This is a genomic window from Belliella alkalica (genome assembly GCF_022549785.1).
GTDB classification, from domain to species: Bacteria; Bacteroidota; Bacteroidia; order Cytophagales; family Cyclobacteriaceae; genus Belliella; species Belliella alkalica.
In genome coordinates this window covers 61,185-78,186 of sequence record NZ_JAKZGO010000016.1, presented here as the reverse complement: position 1 = coordinate 78,186, position 17,002 = coordinate 61,185, and the positions used below count along the sequence as shown (strand labels likewise).

9 protein-coding genes are annotated in these 17,002 nt (G+C 39.0%); 4 read left to right on the top strand and 5 right to left on the bottom strand.

Annotation, left to right across the window (positions count from 1 at the left end):
* Positions 1–91: 91 nt before the first annotated feature.
* From MM213_RS16355 to MM213_RS16340, 4 genes are all read right to left on the bottom strand, one after another.
* On the bottom strand, positions 92–2,122 hold the full coding sequence (locus MM213_RS16355; RefSeq protein WP_241413975.1) for a glycoside hydrolase family protein: 2,031 nt from the start codon (positions 2,120–2,122) through the stop codon (positions 92–94).
* 7 nt (positions 2,123–2,129) lie between these two features.
* Positions 2,130–3,197 (bottom strand): family 43 glycosylhydrolase, encoded by a 1,068-nt coding sequence (locus MM213_RS16350; RefSeq protein ID WP_241413974.1) that lies wholly within the window; start codon positions 3,195–3,197, stop codon positions 2,130–2,132.
* 78 nt (positions 3,198–3,275) lie between these two features.
* Positions 3,276–4,805 carry a RagB/SusD family nutrient uptake outer membrane protein gene (locus MM213_RS16345; protein WP_241413973.1) on the bottom strand — a complete coding sequence of 510 codons (1,530 nt, stop codon included), beginning with the start codon at positions 4,803–4,805 and terminating at the stop codon, positions 3,276–3,278.
* A gap of 131 nt (positions 4,806–4,936) precedes the next feature.
* Positions 4,937–7,996 (bottom strand): SusC/RagA family TonB-linked outer membrane protein, encoded by a 3,060-nt coding sequence (locus tag MM213_RS16340; RefSeq protein WP_241413971.1) that lies wholly within the window; start codon positions 7,994–7,996, stop codon positions 4,937–4,939.
* A 251-nt stretch (positions 7,997–8,247) separates the two neighbouring features.
* On the opposite strand from MM213_RS16340, the gene MM213_RS16335 reads away from it, so the two are divergent.
* Together MM213_RS16335 and MM213_RS16330 are read left to right on the top strand one after the other, a co-directional pair.
* The gene (locus tag MM213_RS16335) at positions 8,248–12,324 is read left to right on the top strand and encodes a hybrid sensor histidine kinase/response regulator transcription factor (protein WP_241413969.1); all 4,077 of its coding nucleotides are present in this window, start codon (positions 8,248–8,250) and stop codon (positions 12,322–12,324) included.
* A 300-nt stretch (positions 12,325–12,624) separates the two neighbouring features.
* Positions 12,625–13,632: a glycoside hydrolase family 43 protein gene (locus tag MM213_RS16330; RefSeq protein ID WP_241413967.1), complete on the top strand. Its 1,008-nt coding sequence runs from the start codon at positions 12,625–12,627 to the stop codon at positions 13,630–13,632.
* A gap of 80 nt (positions 13,633–13,712) precedes the next feature.
* On the opposite strand, the gene MM213_RS16325 is transcribed toward MM213_RS16330, so the two are convergent.
* Positions 13,713–15,122 carry an alkaline phosphatase gene (locus MM213_RS16325; protein WP_241413965.1) on the bottom strand — a complete coding sequence of 470 codons (1,410 nt, stop codon included), beginning with the start codon at positions 15,120–15,122 and terminating at the stop codon, positions 13,713–13,715.
* 291 nt (positions 15,123–15,413) lie between these two features.
* On the opposite strand from MM213_RS16325, the gene MM213_RS16320 reads away from it, so the two are divergent.
* A complete protein-coding gene (locus tag MM213_RS16320) occupies positions 15,414–15,956 on the top strand; it encodes an RNA polymerase sigma factor (RefSeq protein ID WP_241413963.1) in 543 nt (180 codons plus the stop codon).
* Between the two features lie 95 nt (positions 15,957–16,051).
* Positions 16,052–16,984, top strand: a complete 933-nt coding sequence (locus MM213_RS16315; RefSeq protein WP_241413961.1) for a FecR family protein — start codon at positions 16,052–16,054, stop codon at positions 16,982–16,984.
* Positions 16,985–17,002 lie beyond the last annotated feature (18 nt).

The following is a 17,002-nucleotide window of genomic DNA, read 5'->3' as shown; positions in this document are numbered from 1 at the left end:
TTCTGTTGACTGTGAACAGTTGTCTGATGACGAGTATTCGCAACTTACAAAGCTACTTCTTACCCTACGTGCTACATTGCGGATACTCATATTATTTTTTGAAAAATCCTGAAGTCCTGCCAATGATCAATAATTCCCAAATGGAAGCAACTGTCCATCCCGGTGCAAAAATATCATTGTAGAAACCTTTCCCGTTTTTGCCATAATCCCAAGCAGTATGTTGGACTACTTCAGGATAGTAACCTACTTTGCCTATTCCCATCATATTCCCGGGATGCGGTAGCAGCTGCTCTCGCATAGAGGATCTGATCACCTCGGCAAATGCACTAAACTCTGACTGATTTGTTTCTTCCGCCAACCAATCCAGTACTTCATCAAATTCAAAAATGAATACATCAATATGGTTGTTTTCCACCGAGACATTTCCCCACCCCCTACTTTTCAGACCTATATCTCCCAACATTTGCCCTTGTGCAAATGGCACATCCCAAGTGTAGTACCAAGAAAGGGTAAAGTATGCAGCCTTCTTTGCTAGATTTGTGTAGTGAAGTTTTTCTTTTCCCTTGGTAACTTGAGCCAAATAATACATCGCTGTAGCTGCATAAAGTGAGGCTTCTTTGTCCTCACAATCAGCATCAAGGGTGGATGAAAAGTAATCAGATGGATTGATAATCGCCTCTTCCTGATAAATAGCTACTTTCCTCGCTGTTTCCAAGTATTGTTTATCCTTGAAATAATGATAAGCCATAGTCAATGGCAAAACAATAGATGGTGAACTTCCTCCAGTTTCATCAATTACTTTCAAATCTTTATCAAACTTCCTTGGAAAACTCCCGTCAGCAAACTGCAAAGTCATTAGTCTGTCAAATAGATTTTTGATTTTGTCTTCTAGCTCTTTATGTTGTCTTCCCTGCTTTTTTTCATATTTCAAATAAAGCAACAAAGCATAGATTCCTTCTGATTGCCTCCTGATCGAGAATACATCTGTTTCTGTTTTTTTCTCAAAATCAATCACTTCTCGGATCAAGCCACTCGAATTGAATCCATTTGAATTGTAACTATCGAAAACAGCATTAGCCATTTCCACCAATTCTGCGTCCTGATTTGCTTCGCCAAACTCAAGGGCATTGAAAGCATTCAGCAAAACTCTACCTATAAATCCAACTTCCAAAATGCCTGTCGAAGTACAAGTCGCTGTTTCTAAATGCACTCCAGAGAATCCTTTCAATTCTTCAAAATCAACATAGGATGATTTGAAAAAGGATGTTAATGTACTTTTTATTTCATGATCTGTAAATTTCTGGTTCTCCAGAACAGAAGGTTTCATTTCTTCAAAAGAATGCTCCCACACGTCAGCCACAAAATCCGAAAAATCATTTTTATGATGCTTCTGAACCCTGTATTTCAATTGTCTGATTTCTCCTGCCTCAAGTTTGGCAAAAGTAGTAATAGGTTCTGCAAGTGTCAGTTTTCTGATATAAGTGTATGGACGCTCAGCATAAGGAAATGCAAATTCCAAATAGGTTTCATTTCCAGATTTACCGAAACCCAAAGCTCCCAGGTCATTTTCCCCAGAAAGTACAACCTCCCCGGCATCATGGGTGGTCAATGAAAGCGTTTCGATCCCATCCAATCTCAACAAGCTATACCCTTTTTTACTTTTAGGATCAAAAACACTTGTCAAAGGCGTACTCAATCTATCTTCTCTTACCAGCCAGTCTGTAGATTCCCTGATTGAAGGTGCATTATCAGGTGATCGGAGATTTTTTCTGTACCAATACCCTGGCATCAAGACTTGCGAAGGTTCGAATTCAATATCAGAAAAGTGGATTTTAGATGAAAAATTAAAATAAACCTGTTCTTCGGCATTAATGTTCACCAAAATATCAGTGTATTCATCACCTACTTCAAACTGAACTTCAACCTGAACTGGAATTTCTTTGGTAGCCAAAAACTTCCCCGATTCATTTATAACAATTGGGAATTCCTTAGATTGATTTCCAGGTTTTTTCAAGATTAGCGAAAACGTACTATTCTCCTTGACTCCTTCATTTTTACGATCACTTGCCTTGGCGCCGAAAGTCAATAAAAATAGACTGCAAATAAGTATTAAATTTCTCATCTCTTTTTTAATTAAATTCTGGAACAGCCTTACTGCTGATACTTGGAACTCCTGCTTCAATTCTTGGCCATCCATTTTCCCAAATAATTTTATCAAGCATCAATGGTCTTCTGCTAGCTCCATTTTGAAGCAGTGGATTGTTTTTAGGAATGGCATGATAGAGAATCCAGTCTGTTCCTGCTTCATCTGTCATGATATGTCCATTGTGTCCAGGACCTGCAAAACCATAAGATTCTGAATTGGCGCTAAGTATTACTTCTCCGAAATTTCCATCTTTGATATCGTTTCCCGATTTGTCTAAATACGGCCCTAAAAGATTGTCTGACATAGCAACACGAACGCGATAAGTACTGTTTGCTCCAGCGCAGCATGAACCTTCAGATCCGAAATAGATGTATTTGTTATCCTTTTTGATGATATAAGACGCTTCCAGATGATTGTACCCAATATGGATTTTTTCACCTTGGACAGATTTGCCATCATCGGATAATTGCACTGCATAGATTCCATGAAAACTTCCCCAAAAAAGATATTTCTTACCATCTTCCTCAATATAAAATGCATCTATCGAATTTGCAACGCCGATTTCTTGGGAAAGAAACAGTTTTCCTTGATCGATAAACGGCCCCTCAGGTCTATTCGCTATGGCTAAGCCAATACCTGGATTGGGGTCACCCCATGTAGAATAAGAGTAATACATAAAAAATTCATCACCAACCTTGGCCACATCAGGTGCCCAGATTCCTCCATTATTTTTCCAGCTTGGTTTTGAAGGAAATGCCGTTCCCACCAACTGCCAATTGACCAAATCAGTGGAACGTACAATAGGGACAAGTTTGTGACCTCCTTCACTTCCCCAATTGTCCTCTGTACCGTACGCGTAGAAGTAATCTCCTTCTTTCAAAACTGCTGGATCTGCCAATACTGGTGAAAAAACAGGGTTGACATAGGTTTTTTGGACAGGATCTGGGTTTTCATCAATCGGCGTGGTAGGCTCAGTACCATTGTCTCCACAGCCCTGAGAAAAGACAAATATAAAAGCCAAAAACCCGATTTTATTTAAGAAATATTGCATCTGAAAATTTTTTATAATTCATAAAACAGTAACGTAGAGATAAACCTACGTTACTGCATAATTTAATAGGTTATCTTTTTACCAACCCGGATTCTGACTAAGATTTTTGTTGATATCCAAATCCCTTTGAGGAATTGGCAAAAACTCATGTCTTCCGATTACAAAATTATTGAAACCTGGATCCCTGTTTGCGATTTGAGAACCTAGATCACCCCATCTTACCAAGTCTGCCCAACGATGACCTTCTCCTGATAGCTCTAGTAGTCTTTCATGTTTGAGTTGTTCTAAGAATGCTGTCTGACCCAATCCCGGCTGTGTTTGCGATAATGGAGCCAATCCAACCCTAGCCCTTACCCTATCGACATGTGCATAAGCCTGAGCAGTTCTACCTGTTGCATTCAACACTTCAGCATACATCAGCAAAACATCAGCATACCTTACTACTCTGTAATTATTAGGAGATCTATATCCTTCTTCATTTCTCCAGTGATCATTGAGAAACTTCCTGAAATAGGCTCTATTATTTTCCATACCATATCTTTGGGCATAAGTCTGTCCATAAACCATCGTAAACTGAGGACCTCTCTCGTCTGTATTGGCGAAAAGATAAGATGCAGAAAGTCTTGGATCTCTTTCTCCTTGGGTGGTTTGTTCTTTGAGGAATTCTTGAATCGCCCAAGTTCTTGCTTCAGCATCAGCCCATCCAATCCCTGGAGGTGCCATAAACTGAGATATCGAAGTTCCATAATTATGATTTGGTGTATCAACATCGTTATCAGTCACTTCTGTTGGATTGATGGTAAATTGCCATTCAAAAACCGATTCTTGGTTGTTTTCGGAAGTGATCAGAAAATTGTCTCTGTAATTTGGCATCAGATTATAGATCGAGGCTCCTTCTCCAGTCACCAACCAATTTAATGGTCCTTCTGCTTCAGTGTATTTTCCTTGCTGCATGTAAGTCTTCGCCAGCAATGCTTGTGCAGCGCCTTTGGTTACCCTGCCTAAATCCCTGCTATTGGCATAAACGGCAGGAAGTCCATCTACTGCTCGAGCTAGATCCAATTCGACCTGAGCCCAAACATCGGCTTGAAGGGTTGTCGGAGGTAAGTCCGTTGGTTTGGAAGACTCTAGCATCATTGGAACATTTCCCCAAAGCAATGCCAAGTTATAATAGAAATATGCGCGTAGAAAATATGCTTCACCAAGTAATCTGTTTTTTAGATCATTATTCATTTCGATACCCGGAACATTGTCAATCACTTGATTTGCTCTAAATATCCCCACATAACAATCCACCCAAACATCGATCACTGGACCAAAATTATAATCAGGTTGGATAAATCCTCCCATAGCATTTGCCAAATCAGACCATGGACTTCCTGAATATCCCTCGTCAGATCTGGTGACATAGATTATCGGCATCCACCTAGACATTCCCGGTCTAGCGAAGGTTGAGTAAATTGAATTGACACCTTGTTCGGCATCAGTGGCATTTTGCCAAAATACTTCGATCGTAGGCTGATTGGGATTAATGATGTCCAAATCAGGATCACAGCTCATCACCCCAAAGGAAGCTGCCATCAATATATATTTAAGTAACTTTTTCATGTGTTTGTATTTTTTTCTATGGTCATCCCGATTGGTCGGGACAGGCTTTGGAATCTCGCATGATTGAGAATCATCCCATTGTTTGACTTTTTTGTCATGCTCGATTTCATAAATTAAATGCTTTAGGAATATTAAAATTCAAACTGTAAACCAACGGAGTAGATTCTGCTGGCAGGCCAATTTCCATTGTCGAAACCTCTTTGAAGGATTCCGTTACCTGTGACATCAGGATCTAAACCTGAGTATTTGGTAAAAGTCAGTAGATTCTGTCCACTCACAAATACTATTGAATTGCTTACATTCCATCTTTGTAGAAGTGACGAATTAAAATTGTAGGCTACTTCCAAATTTCTCAATCTGATGTAAGAGCCATCTTCCAACCACCTGTCACTTTCCAATCTTGCATTGTCGATCAAACCAGGATCTCCAACTGACACACCAATTCTAGGATCTGTTGTATTGGTGTTGTCTGGTGACCAAGGACTGATATCTGCCCTGAAGTTTGTATTTTGATAGCTGTCAATATCCCTTCTGACACCATTCATCAATGTGTGACCAAATACACCGATCCACTGCATGTTGAAGGAAAAATTCTTGTAAGAAGCATTGAATTGCGCTCCTGTTTGGAGTGTAGGCCAAGGCGAACCAACGAAAGTTCTGTCTTCTTGGTTGATTTCACCATCATCATTTATATCCAAGAATTTCACATCACCAGGCCTTGCAAACGGTTGGATGATCTGTCCATTAGTATTCCTATAGTTATTGATTTCTTCCTGACTTTGGAACAAGCCGTCAGTTTTCAATACATACCATTCACCCAAAGGTCTTCCGATCTGTGATCTTGTAATTCCAGTCTGTATATAGTCAATACCTTCACCAAGATTCCCTACATCCATCACCCTGTTGCGGATGGTGGTCATATTTGCTGACACATCCCATTTGAAGGCATTTTTGATACTTCTGTAAGTTGCTGCCAATTCGATCCCTCTGTTTCTGATGGATGCTGCATTGACTGCTGGTTCACCACCTAGATTCCCTAAGTACCAAGCGATTGGTAAGTTTACCAATACATCCTCAGAAAGGGAATTGTAATACTCAGCAGAAATGGTCAGTTTGTCATCAAAAAATCCTGCATCAAAACCAATGTTATGACTACTCCTTCTTTCCCATCCCAAATTTGGATTGGCTAGTCTAGCTTGGGTTGCTCCCACATAAGCTTGCTCATCAGGACCAAAAATCGCCCTTGGGTTTGAGTTCAGGAATCCTATGTAATCCCAAGAGCCCACTGTTACGATTCCCAACTCTCCATAAGACGCCCTGAATTTCAAATCCGATACCAGAGAAGAATTGAAAAATGCTTCTTCGGAGATTCTCCATCCACCTGCTACAGAAGGAAAAAATCTCGAACGATTGTCAGCTCCGAATCTTGAATCAGAATCGTATCTTCCTGTTACTGTAAGTAGATACCTTTCATCGTAGGTATAATTTGCCCTTCCCAAAAACCCTGAAATAGTGTAATTGACGGGGATAAATCCATCTGCGATCGGATCACCTGTGGCAGAACTTACAGTATTCAAGTATCTTCCATCAAAGGACTGCAAATCTGTCCTTCCTGCCGAAAGCACATCTCTTTTGGTATGTTGCTGAGAATGACCTACCACAGCTGACAAATTGTGCTTGCCAAAAGTCTTTGTGTAGTTCAATGTATGCTCCAACAAGAAGCTGGAAAATAAAGATCTATCTTCAATAATATTGGTCGGAGCAGCTGGTTGGTTAAAATGCCACTCTCCTGCCCTCCTCATTCTTTTATTGTGATCGAAGCTCAATTCAGCACCTGCATTGAACCTGTAAACCAATCCATCCAAAATATCAACATCCAAAAATGCATTTCCGACAACCTTCGCAAAATTGCTGCGGTAGCTATTGATAGCATTCACAGCCACGGGATTCCAAGCGTAGGTAACTGCGTCAGTTGTTCCTTTTCCCCAACCGTCTGGATTTGCACCAGTGATAAATCGTGAATCTTGAACAGGAATGACTGGAAGGTGTAGTGGCATGTCATAAAAAGGATTTCCTGTGCCAGGTGAGTTGGTGATGGAGTTGGTGAAAACCAAATTTTCTCCAAAAGTCACTCGTCCCTTAGTATTTTTGGTATTGATTCTCAAGGCCGCCCTTTTGAAATCATTCCCGATCAAAACACCTTTGTTCTCAAAGTAGGATCCTGAAATCAAATAATTACTATTCTTAGATCCTCCAGACAAAGTGACATTGTAATCTTGGGCATTTCCAAGTCTTGTACCTTCATCATACCAATTGGTATTTATAGCTGGGTCAAAATTCACACCCACACTTGCGGGAGGTGTTAGGCCTGAGTTGTTGAATTGGGTGCGTTGCATTTCGGCAAACTGCACGTTGTTCATCATATTATACCCAGGAGGCAATTGCTGAATACCGAATTTTGCAGAAACACTTACTTTTGGAGTACCTTCAGCACCTTGCTTTGTGGTGATGATAATTACACCATTTGCTGCTCTTGATCCATAGATCGCTGCAGCTGATGCATCTTTCAAAATCTGGATTGATTCAATATCATTCGTATTCATGGTTGGATTGGCATCAGCAATCATCCCATCGATTACGTATAGAGGATTTGAATTGATAAAACTGGCAACTCCCCTGATTTCAACCTGTGCTCCTTGACCTGGAGCACCTCCATTTCTGATAGAAACACCAGGAGCTAAGCCTTGCAGGGATTCGCCAAGAGATGCTGCAGTTACTCTGCTGGTTTTATCCGTACCTACCACGGCTGTTGCACCAGTCAAGTCCTTCTTTTTTACCGTTTGATAACCAATGACAACTACTTCGTTGAGGTCACTGATATCTTCATCCAATTCCACTTCTATAGTAGATCTTCCAACCAAAGGAATCTCTTGTTGCAAAAATCCAATGAAGGATATTACAAGCGTACTTTGGCTACTGCTGACATCTAGCTGGAATTTACCATCCATATCTGTCACAGTACCTTTGGAAGTGCCTTTTTCTATAATGGTAACACCAGGAAAAGGCTCTCCTGTTGTCTTGTCTATTATCGTCCCTTGCACAAGGTGACTACTTTGCGCAATAACAGGCAGATAGTTACAGCTTAGCAATAATAGTAGCCATAAAGCTGATTTCTGTAGCTTTTTTTTCATCGATCATTTTGGGGTTAATGTATTTTATTAAATTTTTCTTTTCAGAAATCCTGAATATTCTTGCAGCATATTTCGCCGCTAAGAATGGTTGAAGCTAGTTCCAATCGTGTTCAATGAATAGCACAAATCCGCCAACATATGATAGAAATCCTCCTTTATAAAGCTTTTGACGGCTTAGTTTCAAAACTTGATTGATTAATTACTTTATTTAAAGTAAGCTTGTTCTAAGATTCAACTGTTAGCCCAAAATCGTGAACCTAGAAAAATCATTTCCTCTTATTCTTAAAAGAAAAAATGGCATTACCCTTTGCTTGATTATTCTTTTCATTTACCTTTTGCCTAATATTTCTTTTGCTCAAAAAACGTATTTTAAGCATATCAATGTAGAGGATGGACTAAGCCATAATACTGTATTTACAATTTTTCAAGACTCAAAAGGCTTTATGTGGTTTGGCACAAAGGATGGTCTCAACCGATATGACGGGCACCAATTTAAAATATTCAAAAACGAACCTGACAAACCACAAAGTCTGAGAAACAACAATGTGCTTTTCATCTATGAATCCGTCGAGAAAAAACTTTGGCTGGGAACAAATGATGGGATTTCAATTTATGATCCCAGCACGGAAACTTTCACGGATCTTTTGGTTACAGATCAAAATAAAGAACCTATCTGGGGTCAAATCCTGAAAATTAAAGAGGATAAATCAGGAAATATCTGGGTAGCATCAAGTTCTGCGGGACTGTATCGCTTTGATCCTAAAACAGAGAAGCTTACGCACTACTATCATATTGCCGATAAATCCGGCTCTTTGGGCTCAGGATCAGTTTCATCTTTGAGCATTGATGAAAAAGGTGTCGTCTGGGTTGGAATTTTGGGAGGCAGTGTTCAGCGATTTGTGCCAGCCAATGAATCATTTACCCAATTTGACAGTCCTGACCATACATTGAAGAAAGACTTGATTTTGGACATATTTGATCATGGGAATGAATTGCTAATTGGAACGAAAAATGGAGGGCTGAAATCATTGGACAAAGAGACTGGCAAACTTAAAGATGTGCTGGCAGAAGATCAGGAAAACAACTCCCTCTTTGTAAGAAACATCGCCAAATATGATGGCCAAGAAGTATGGGTCTGTACAGAATTGGGAGTGTATGTATATAATGCAACGGAGAAAAAATACAAACACCTCGTGCAGAATCCAAATGACCCCTATTCTCTTTCTGACAATGCTGTTTACTCCATTTATAAAGACAATGAAGGTGGCATTTGGCTGGGAACCTATTTTGGAGGAATCAATTACCTACCAAATTCCCCAACGACTTTTGAGAAGTACTACCCGATTATCAACCAAAACTCTATTGAAGGAAAAAGGGTCAGGGAGTTTGTCGAAGATGGCAAAGGCAATATTTGGATAGGAACAGAAGATGCTGGATTGACAAAGTTCAGGCCTGAGGAAAATACTTTTACAAATTACCTACCCAAAAAAGACAAAAATTCCATTAGCTATCACAACATACATGGCTTGATGCTTGACAAGGAAGAACTTTGGATTTCCAGCCATAGCCAAGGTCTCAAACTAGATATTCTCAACCTCCAAGACGAGGAGTTTAAACGTTTGGATCAATCAAATCTTCAAAATCCATTATTTGATTCTGATATATTTTCGATTCTTAAAGATTCTAAAGGCAACAAATGGTTTGGAACCATCTCAGGTGTGTATATCATCCGTGCAGGTCAAAGCACCATGGAGTTTTTCGAGCCACTCAGTATCAGTTTTTACTATGACATCCTGGAAGACAGCAAAAAGAACATTTGGTTTGCAACAGTGAATAATGGTCTCTTTCAATACAATTCCAAAACAGGTAAAATCAAGCATTATATGCCTGAAAATAAAATCAATGGCTCCTTACCAGGAATATCTGTCATTAGCTTATTTGAGGACAGTAAAAAGAGATTGTGGCTCGGAACAGAAGGATATGGGCTAAGCCTCTACAATGAAAAAGAAGACAACTTTGAAACATTCACCACTTCAAATGGACTTCCTAGCAACACTGTTTACAAAATCCTTGAGGATGACTTGGGTTATCTTTGGACGAGTACTGGAATGGGACTTGCTAGATTTTCTCCAGAAAACAAAAAAATAGAATCCTACACCAAATCGGATGGCTTGCTTTCTGACCAATTCAATTACAAATCAGGCCTAAAATCCAAAAATGGAACTTTATACTTTGGTTCTTTGAATGGGTTTATAGCCTTTGACCCAAAGACATTTACCAAAACAAATAAAGAATCGAAAATTGTATTGACTGGTTTGAAGCTGTTCAACGAAGAAGTGCAAGTAAATTCTCCAGATAAAATACTCCAAACCAGTATTTCTGAGACCACATCCATTGACCTAAAGCATTTCCAATCTTCTATCACCATTTCCTTTGCCGCGCTAGGATATACGTTTACTGATTCGTGGAAGTATGTGTACAAACTTGACGGATTGGAAAAAGAGTGGAATTATTTAAGGAAAAACAATGAGGTATCTTACCTAAATATCCCTCCCGGATCATATACTTTCAGAGTAAGAACAGTCAACGACCAGGGAGTTTTCAGCGCTGAAGAAACAACCTTGATGATCAATGTTTCTCCACCATTTTACTTCTCCAACGTAGCGCTGTTTGTGTATTTCCTACTATTCTTAGGCTTGGCTTATTTACTCATTTCTGCATATAGAAACAAAGTTTCCAAAAGGCATAGAGACAATATCCGAAAACTGGAGTCCGAAAAAGAGAAGGAGATTTTCCATGCAAAAATTGAGTTTTTCACAAACATCACACACGAAATCAGAACACCACTGACCTTGATCAAAGGGCCTTTGGAAATTCTTGTGAACTCAAATGAAGGTTTTTCAGATAATACAAAGGAAAACTTACGAATCATGGAGAAAAATGCCAATAGACTGATTCTTTTGAGCAATCAGCTTTTGGATTTTCGAAAAGCTGAAAAGCAAAGTTTCCAACTGAATTTTGTACGAACCGATATCTCGGGGATTTTGGAAGATCTTCACTACAGATTCAAACCTTTGGCTGAAAAAAACCAGCTCAATTTCACCCTGACAGGTGTGGAGAAAAGTTTCTTTGCCGATGTGGATCAAGAAGAAACCACAAAAATCCTGAGCAATCTGATTTCCAATGCGCTCAAATATGGGGATTTACAAGTGAGCATTCAATTGGATACCCATGCATCTGATTACTTTCAGGTACATGTTTGCAACGATGGAAAACTGATAGATGAAGCTTATCAAGAGAAAATCTTTGAACCATTCTATCAAATAGACCCTGACGAAACCCAAAAACCCAGACAAGGAACTGGACTTGGCCTTCCACTTGCCAAATCACTATCCGAAATGCATGGTGGCGAGTTGTTTTTCAATCCATCCTTCAAAACCGGGGTCAATTGCTTCACATTAAAACTTCCGATAAAGCAAGCATACAGCTATCAATTGGAAGAATCTGATGATGCAAAGGTGTACGAGGAAGTGCTTTTGGAAGATGATTCAGTGGCAGATACTATAAACGATACAGCCAAACCAAGTATCCTTTTGGTAGAGGATAATAAGGAACTGCAATCATTTATAGATACCAACCTCAGGAATGAATATCAGATCTACAAAGCTTCAAATGGTATAGAAGCCTTGCAAGTTTTGGATTCCTTGATGGTGGACCTGATCATTTCTGATATTATGATGCCACTGATGGATGGAATAGAACTATGTAAGCAACTGAAGTCCAACCTGGCATATTCCCACCTACCGATAATTCTACTCACTGCGAAAAGCAATATGAATTCAAAAATCGAAGGCTTGGAAGTTGGCGCTGATGTGTATCTAGAAAAACCATTTTCACTGGAATATTTGATCCTTCAAATCAAAAACCTCCTGAAGTATCGAGATCAAGTCAGAAAAAGCTTTGCAAACTCTCCTGGAGTATTGGCTATCAGTATCGCACATACCAAAGCAGACGAGGAGTTCCTTGACTCAGTGAACCTATTTATCAATGAAAACATCTCCAACGAACAATTTGGAGTCAATGAATTGGCCGAAAAGGTAAATATGAGTCAATCAAGCTTGCTGAGAAAAATCAAAGGAATCTCAAAATTAACCCCAAATGAATATATCCGACTTGTAAGGCTGAAACATGCTGCAGAATTATTGGGAACAGGAAAGTACAGTATCTCAGAAGTTTGCTCCATGATCGGATTCAACTCACCCAGCTACTTTTCAAAATGCTTCCAAAAGCAGTTTGGCGAGTTACCGAAGGATTATCAGAAAAATTAAAATAGTCAACGGTGGATAGCAACATAAAAGGTCGATTGATAACTCTGAATTTGTCTTAAGAAAGGTTAAAAACCAAATATTTTTTGATCACAATTTTTTAAATGTCAAAATTACACTAATTTTATGACGAGTGAATTTGTTAAACCCTTTTTATTAGAATTGTGAAAATAACCAGAAGAAATCTAGCCTGCTTGAGTGACAAATGCGCGAAGTAAGAATTACAGAAGTAAGCTTTACAACTAGCCATTAAGAACCGACATGCGAAGATTCTATCTGACCACTAAAAACCATTGTAACCAAATGAAATACCTACAAAATTATTGCTTGACTTTGCTCTTGGCAATTGCATTGAACACACCCTCATTTTCTCAGCAAATGGCGTTCGACAATCCCATCGCAGAACAACGTGCAGATCCATGGGTTTATAAAAATGATGATGGGACCTATTTTCTGATTGCTACAGTACCAGAATATGATAAGATTGTAATCAGACAAGCCAACAGCATCAATGGATTGAAAGATGCCAATGAAAAAGCTGTCTGGCACAAACACGAAAAAGGCGTGATGGGACACCATATTTGGGCACCGGAGTTACATAAAATAGATGGAAAATGGTATATCTATTTTGCCGCAGGTGAAGCTGAAGATATTTGGAATATCAGAATGTGGGTATTGTCCAATAGCTCCGAAGATCCTATGGAAGGAACTTGGGTGGAAGAAGGACAAATCAAAACCGACATCGATTCGTTTTCTTTGGATGCCACAGTTTTTGAGCACAATGACAAAATGTATATGATCTGGGCACAAAATGTACGTGGTGGAGATCATGGTACTGCTTTGGTCATGTCAGAAATGAAAGATCCACTTACCTTAACTGGCCCTGAAATCGTATTGACAGAGCCGGAATACGACTGGGAAAGAGTAAAGTACAATGTCAATGAAGGCCCAGCAGTAGTCAAAAGAGACGGAAGGATTTTCGTGACATATTCTGCAAGTGCTACCAATGAAAATTATTGCCTTGGATTGCTATGGATAGATGAAAGCAAGGACTTGATGGATCTCTCCAATTGGGTAAAATCGCCAGGTCCTGTATTTTTCACAAATGAAGATCTTGAAAGATATGGTCCAGGTCATAATTCCTTTACTGTAGCCGAAGACAATGAAACAGTGATCATGATCTATCACGCGAGGGATTATAAAGAAATCCAAGGCCATGAATTATCAGATCCAAATCGTGCCACAAGAGCCAGAGCCATCAAATGGACTACGAGCGGATTCCCTGATTTCCGTCAAAAAGAAAGAGACTGATTTCGCTTAGAAAAAATAGATATATGAAAAAAAGGTGAAAGAAATGATTTCTTTCACCTTTTTTTCATATCCATATCATTCTAAACACTCGCAAACAAACTTCTTTTCACTCCTGATACTTCTAGCAAGAAATTGTGTAGTTCGTAATTTTTCACAAAACCTGACAAACTTTCACTTCCTGGACCATATGCTGCTAACTCCACAAAATCAGCCGAGTGATTGGAATGTGCCCAGCTGATTGCATTATGCTTTGATAGAATTTGTCCAAAAACCTCCATTGGCAGCTTGTTGGTATTGTAAAGACCATTTTCCCCAACTGTAAAATTCTTCAATAAAAGACTCGCTTCGTCTTTTTCCAAAGTTACATTTTGGTAATGATTGACCATTTCAATTACTTGGGAAGCGGAAGTTTCTTTTTTGATTTGACCCAACAAATATTCATTTGAGCACTTTGAATCAAAAATGCTTTCGAACCTCACATTCTTTGGGCCTGGGTTGAACAAGCCTGGGTTTGCATTGCCATGATCTGTGGTAATGATGACAAGGGTATTTTTGTCCTTCATAGCAAAATCCATCGCTACTCCTACTGCTTCGTCAAAATCAGCCTGATCATAAAGTAAGGCTGATGCATCATTGCCATGAGCTGCCCAATCCACTTTACCTCCTTCTACTTGCATCACAAAACCATTCTGGTTTTTATTCAATAATTCAATCCCCTTTTTGGTCATTTCGGCCAAGCTTGGGATGGACTTTTTCAGTTCTTCATTATTTTCCCTGTCGATCGCATAAGGTAAGCCATCTTCTGAAAAAACTGCCAACACAGGTTTTGTGCCTGTTGCTTTTAGCATTTCGGATTTATCCTTGACGACTTCAAAACCATTTTCTTCAAATTCTGAATACAAATCCCTCCCATCCGAGCGCTTAGAGGGATCAAAAAACTCACGTCCCCCTCCCATCATCACATCAAATTTCAGCTTGAGATAATCCACTGCTATTTGCGGCATGGAGTTTCTGCTGTTTTGATTTACGCAAAAAGAAGCTGGAGTAGCATGTGTAATCTGTACTGAAGTCACACAGCCGACTGCCTTTCCTTCTTCTTTGAATTTTTGTAGAATAGGTCTATGTTCCTCACCGTTTGGACCTATGTTCAGTGAACCATTATTTACCCTGTTTCCTCCACCCCATGCAGAACCTGCCGCTGCGGAATCTGTCACAAAAGAATTTGCAGATGCTGTATCCATCAAGGATCTCCCTACAGTACCTGATTCGTATAGAGAAATCCAGTTTGATGCTTTGCCTAATTTGTGACGCATCAATAAATCTGCCATGTTTAAAGTCCCGGAACTCATACCGTCCGAAACCAAGAAAATGATATTTTTAGCTTTATCAGCGGCATAGTGATTCGGTTTTGCAATGATTGGCCTTGAACCCAATACACTGAAACCTACTGTGGTTAGAAGTCCATTTTTAAAGAAATCCCGTCTTCTCATTGGTGAAATATTTGTAAAATGTGAATGATAAATATCGAAGGTAAACCCAATCTAATAAAATTTTGGGATTTGACGATTAGCAAAATGTTAAGAATGATAATGTTGGAATGTTCGATGGGATAAAGGCCATTGTTTTTGGTGATGGCTTGTATGGACACAAACCATGGGTGGGAATTTACGGGCTATCAAAATTAAATCTATATTAATCCAATATGAAATAATCGTGACTTTACGATCTGCTGGATGCTAACGGTCAATAAATATCTAAATTTGGAGTATTCTAAATTTGTGATGAAGACAACTGCTAATTTTATAAAGCAAATCCAAGAGGGGAATCGAAAGGCTTTTGAAGTGCTTTTTGACACTTATTGGGAAGGGCTTGTCAATTATAGCTTTAGAATTTTGGAGGATCATCAAGCCTCAGAGGATATTGTACAGGAACTGTTTTTGGAAATCTGGGACAAACACAAAGATTTCAACATTACAAGCAGTATTGATGTGTTTCTATATTCTTGCGTCAAAAAGAAAATACTGAAGATCTTCCGCGACAAAGGAATCAAGAAAAAACACATTCAAAGTCTCTATCACCTTGCAGAAAAAGAAGAAAGCCCGATCAAAGAACTTCTGCATGATGAATTGCTTCAATCAATCATCGACACACTTGATCAGCTACCCAAAAAGGAAAAAGAAGTGTATATCCTTCATGAAATAAAAGGCTACTCTGTCAAAGAAATCTCAAAACTTTTTACCGTATCAGAACAAACCGTCCGCAACCAAATTGCTTCTGCAAGCAAAAAAATCAACCCGAGTGTTATCAAAATATTAACTTCCTGATACCAATTTAGCTGCAATACTAATTAATTGTTAATTCGTTTTTTCGCATAGTTATTTTTCATTCCAAATGGTACTTCCTTACAAACGTAAGAACATTGGAAAACCCAAATCTCAAAAAACTCATCAGTCAATACCTAGAAGGTAAGACTTCGGAAGCAGAAAATAAACTCGTAGAGCGATGGTTGGACAACATTGCCGAAGAGAACAATTCCAATTTGCCAAATCTTGATTTTGTGAAATTGAAAGCGAAGCAGCAATTTCTGAGTAAGATTGAAAAAGATCCTACTTCCAAACAGGAAAAAAACAAAATAAATTGGATTTGGAAAGTCGCGGCTGGACTTATCCCGCTATTTGTTATCACTGTGCTTTGGTTACAGTTTGGTAATGAAGAAAAATGGATGGAGTCTTCGACTGCCTTTGGGGAGTTTAAGGAAATCTATTTGCCAGATAGCAGCAAAGTACTCCTAAAGCCAAATTCCAAAATTCGCTATTCATCAGATTTCGGAAAAGAAAGATTGGTTGACTTGGAGGGAAATGCATTTTTTGATGTCAGAAAAAATCCAAATTCGCCATTCACAGTCCAAGCTAACTCACTGGATATAAAGGTTCTTGGAACTTCATTCGATATCATGTCCTTCAAAAACATCACCGAATCCAAAATTACGGTTGCTACTGGTCTTGTGTCTGTGTCCAATGAAGAAGGCGAACTGGCAGTTCTTGAAAAAGCTGACCAATTGACTTATGACAATTCAACCAAATCATTCTTGACTTCAAAATCCTCTTCTTTCGATGATTTACAATTCAAACAATTGGTTTTTGAGGATGAAAGCCCAAAGCAGATTTCACAAATATTATCAAACTACTATCCAATTTCGATCACTTGCGAATTGGACAAGGACATAAAAATTTCTGCCACACTAAACAGTTCACTTGCCTATGAAGATATTATCAACGTCTTGAATGAATTATTAAAAAACCACCAATCATCTATTGTCAAAACTGGAAAAGGAAGCTACTTAATCAAATAACCCTACACCCGGGCCAAC

Coding starts and splice junctions, on each gene's coding strand:
- MM213_RS16355 (WP_241413975.1), bottom strand. CDS start 2,122: ATGAGAAATTTAATACTTATTTGCAGTCTATTTTTATTGACTTTCGGC.
- MM213_RS16350 (WP_241413974.1), bottom strand. CDS start 3,197: ATGCAATATTTCTTAAATAAAATCGGGTTTTTGGCTTTTATATTTGTC.
- MM213_RS16345 (WP_241413973.1), bottom strand. CDS start 4,805: ATGAAAAAGTTACTTAAATATATATTGATGGCAGCTTCCTTTGGGGTG.
- MM213_RS16340 (WP_241413971.1), bottom strand. CDS start 7,996: ATGAAAAAAAAGCTACAGAAATCAGCTTTATGGCTACTATTATTGCTA.
- MM213_RS16330 (WP_241413967.1), top strand. CDS start 12,625: ATGAAATACCTACAAAATTATTGCTTGACTTTGCTCTTGGCAATTGCA.
- MM213_RS16325 (WP_241413965.1), bottom strand. CDS start 15,122: ATGAGAAGACGGGATTTCTTTAAAAATGGACTTCTAACCACAGTAGGT.
- MM213_RS16320 (WP_241413963.1), top strand. CDS start 15,414: ATGAAGACAACTGCTAATTTTATAAAGCAAATCCAAGAGGGGAATCGA.